This window comes from bacterium (genome assembly GCA_016873475.1).
GTDB lineage: Bacteria > Krumholzibacteriota > Krumholzibacteriia > JACNKJ01 > JACNKJ01 > VGXI01.
In genome coordinates this window covers 1-3,198 of sequence record VGXI01000292.1, presented here as the reverse complement: position 1 = coordinate 3,198, position 3,198 = coordinate 1, and the positions used below count along the sequence as shown (strand labels likewise).

The following is a 3,198-nucleotide window of genomic DNA, read 5'->3' as shown; positions in this document are numbered from 1 at the left end:
GCCGCGCCGCTGCGGCTGGTTCGACCTGCCGGCCGCGCGCTACGCGGCGGCCCTGAACGGCTTCACCTCGCTCGCCTTCACCAAGTTCGACATCCTGAGCGGGCTGGGGGAGATCGCCGTCTGCACGGGCTATCAGCTCGACGGCGAGCTGGTCACGCGCTTCCCGCGCGATGCGGCGCGGCTGGAGCGGGCGAAACCGGTGCTCGCGACCTTCCCGGGCTGGAGCGGGGACATCAGCGAGGCACGGCGGCTGGAGGATCTGCCCGAGGCGGCGCGGCACTACCTCGACTTCCTCACGGAGAGCCTCGGCCTGCCGGTCAGCCTGCTCGGCGTGGGTCCGGATCGCCGGCAGATCCTGGACCTCGCGGCCGGCCGCTAGCTTGACGGTGGGCGGCCTCTCGCCTAGGCTCCTCCCGGTTGCGAGCCGCTAGCTCAGTCGGTAGAGCACTTGACTTTTAATCAAGTGGTGCCGGGTTCGAGCCCCGGGCGGCTCACTGGCATCTCGGCGCATGCGAACCGATTGCTGCGCTGGGGGCGCGCTGTAGCTCCCGCGTGAAGCGCGCACGCGGCTGGAGCCTCGTGAAGCGGAGGGGCATGATCGGCTGGTTGGCAACCACGGACTACGACTGGTTCTGCCACCTTCGCACGCTCGGTGCTCCCGAAGAGGTCAATTTCTGGCAGCCCTCCGATTCGCAGGCCTTTCACGCCCTGCAAACCGGCGAGCCCTTCTTCTTCAAGCTGAAGTCTCCACACAATGCTGTTGCCGGCTTCGGATACTTCGTACGCATGTCGGCACTACCCGCTTGGCTAGCCTGGGACTCCTTTGGACCAGCGAACGGAGCGCCGGACTTTGCCTCGATGCGGGCGCGCGTCGAGCGGTATCGGACGGGTCATTTTCGAGATCCCGCCGGTAACTACCAGATCGGCTGTCGACTCCTTGCGCAACCTGTTTTCTTCCCGGATGAGCTCTGGGTACGGCAGCCCGCAGATTGGGGGAAGAACATCGTCCAGGGCAAGCGCTACGCTCTTGAGTCGGGTGAGGGTCGGCGGATCTGGGAGAGCTGTCAGGCCGCCGCCGCGCAACTGAAACGGTTGCTCCCGCTGCCATCGGTGCGCGATGGGGGGCCCCGTTACGGGAGTTCGCAGCTCGTAATGCCACGTCTTGGGCAAGGCGGCTTTCGAATCGCTGTTATCGAGAGCTACGCGCGAGCGTGTGCAGTTTCGAGCGAGCACTCTCTGCCGGCGCTCGAGGCAGCGCACATCAAGCCCTATGCGGATGAAGGCGAGCATCGGGTCAGCAACGGGCTGCTGCTTCGCAGTGACATGCATCGCCTCTTCGACAGGGGCTATGTGACCGTTACGCCTGAGCACCGCATCGAAATCAGCCGCCGGCTTCAGGAGGACTATCATAACGGCCGGAGCTATCGCGATTTCCATGGGAAGGTGATTGCCTTGCCAGCGAAGCGAGCGGATCACCCCGATCCCGAAATGCTAGCCTGGCACAACGAGAACCGATACCTTGGATAGTAACAGTTCAGGTGAGAGTGAGCGTGTTGACGAAGACACCGCGGTATCCTAGCCCCTTGCCGACCAGAGCACTGCGCTTCTACGTCTACCTCTATCTCGATCCTCGCACAGGAAAGCCCTTCTACATCGGCAAGGGAACTGGAGAGCGCGTCCTTGTGCATCTGAAGGACAAGACCGAGCACGCTAAGGCACAGAGGCTCCGAGAGCTGCACTCGATCGGCATGGAGCCGACCCTCGAGCTGCTGGCCTGGGGGCTCAGTGAACACGAAGCCCATCTCGTTGAGCGCTGCGCGATCGATTTGATCGGCGTGGATGAGCTCACCAATCGTTTTCGCGGGCATGGTGCAGCTACTGGGGGGCGCGCGCGACTCGACGACGTCGTCGCCCAACTCTCCGCCCGTCCGGCCACGATCCTCGAGCCTGCGGTCATCGTGAACATCAGCCGTCTATTCCACTACGGACTCAGCGCTGATGGGCTCTACGATGCCGCGCGAGGCTTCTGGCGGATCGGTCCGCGTCGCGCCAGAGCCGAGCTCGTCCTCGCTGCCTACCACGGCATTGTGCGCGAGGTCTTTCGGATCAGCGCCTGGCTACCCGCGGGAAGCACCCACACTTCCCGGCCGTACACCGCGAGCGAGACGGAAGGTCGCTGGGAGTTCGTGGGCAAGATCGCGGAAGCGGCTGTGCGGCGACGCTATCTGAATTGTTCGGTGCGGCATCTCTTGCCGTCGGGAGCGCAGAACCCAATCCGCCTCGTGAACATGTGAGCAGGATGGTGGGCGGTCGGTTCAGGGCCAAGTCGACGGGGAGCAGAGGAGGAAACTTGGATGTCCAGCAGTGTTCGTCCAGAGGTACTCAAGGATGCGTCGTTGCACTATGCTCCAGAGAACGAGCAGGGTGTCGTCTTTCTTTTCGCCGAGTGGGCCAGGCGCCGACGCATCAGGGTCGACCGAATCGGTACGGGGTTTCCTGACTGCATTGCCTATGCCCCCGCGGACGGGAAGGAGCGTAGAATTCGCATTGAGTTCGAATTCAGGTCGCGCAGCTTCCACACGCATCGCCATGATCCGGGGAAGTGCGACTGGCTCGTCTGCTGGGAGGACAACTGGCCTGGCGCGCCTGCTGGTTTACGCGTGATCGAGCTTCGCCGGGAATACGGGCTTGGGTTCAACGTCTGGATCCAGCCCGTAGAGGCATGGCGGAAGGACGAACTCAACTCGGTCCGTCGGTCTACCTGGAGCGTGGCTGGCCGAGCTCACGCCGGTGACCTGATTCTCTTCTACTTGAAAATGCCTGAGGGATGCATCTCGCAGGTCTGGAAGCTCGCCGAGAATGCGAAGTCGAGGAGAGCTGGTTGGAAGCCTGGCAAAGACGTGATGGCAAGCATCCAGAGGATCGCCGCCCTGAAGTCGCCGCTGTTTCTCGAGGACTTCAAGCGCGATCGCTACCTCGCAACGGCGCCTTTCGTGCGAGGCAGTTTCCAGGGCAGGCCGAATGCTACAGAGTACTGGCCCGAGCTACGCGAGCTGATTCTTGACCGTAACCCGTCCCTCAAGAAGGTGCTTGGCTCCTACGCCTCCCCACGCGAACGCCGCTAGCGCAAGTCCCCCGGCATCACCGGCGCGCCGAGCAACTCCGCGAAAACCCGCCAGCGCGCGGCTACATCCGGGG

4 protein-coding genes and 1 tRNA gene are annotated in these 3,198 nt (G+C 63.5%); all 5 read left to right on the top strand.

What is annotated here, in order from left to right:
* A partial coding sequence (locus FJ251_14870; protein MBM4118984.1) for an adenylosuccinate synthetase occupies positions 1–379 on the top strand: 379 nt, incomplete at its 5' end.
* A gap of 42 nt (positions 380–421) precedes the next feature.
* Positions 422–494: transfer RNA gene (locus FJ251_14865), tRNA-Lys, on the top strand.
* A 100-nt stretch (positions 495–594) separates the two neighbouring features.
* A complete protein-coding gene (locus FJ251_14860; GenBank protein ID MBM4118983.1) occupies positions 595–1,527 on the top strand; it encodes an HNH endonuclease in 933 nt (310 codons plus the stop codon).
* A gap of 23 nt (positions 1,528–1,550) precedes the next feature.
* Positions 1,551–2,294: a hypothetical protein gene (locus FJ251_14855; protein MBM4118982.1), complete on the top strand. Its 744-nt coding sequence runs from the start codon at positions 1,551–1,553 to the stop codon at positions 2,292–2,294.
* A gap of 60 nt (positions 2,295–2,354) precedes the next feature.
* Entirely contained in the window at positions 2,355–3,125 is a 771-nt protein-coding gene (locus FJ251_14850) for a hypothetical protein (GenBank protein MBM4118981.1), read from the top strand.
* Positions 3,126–3,198: the final 73 nt, after the last annotated feature.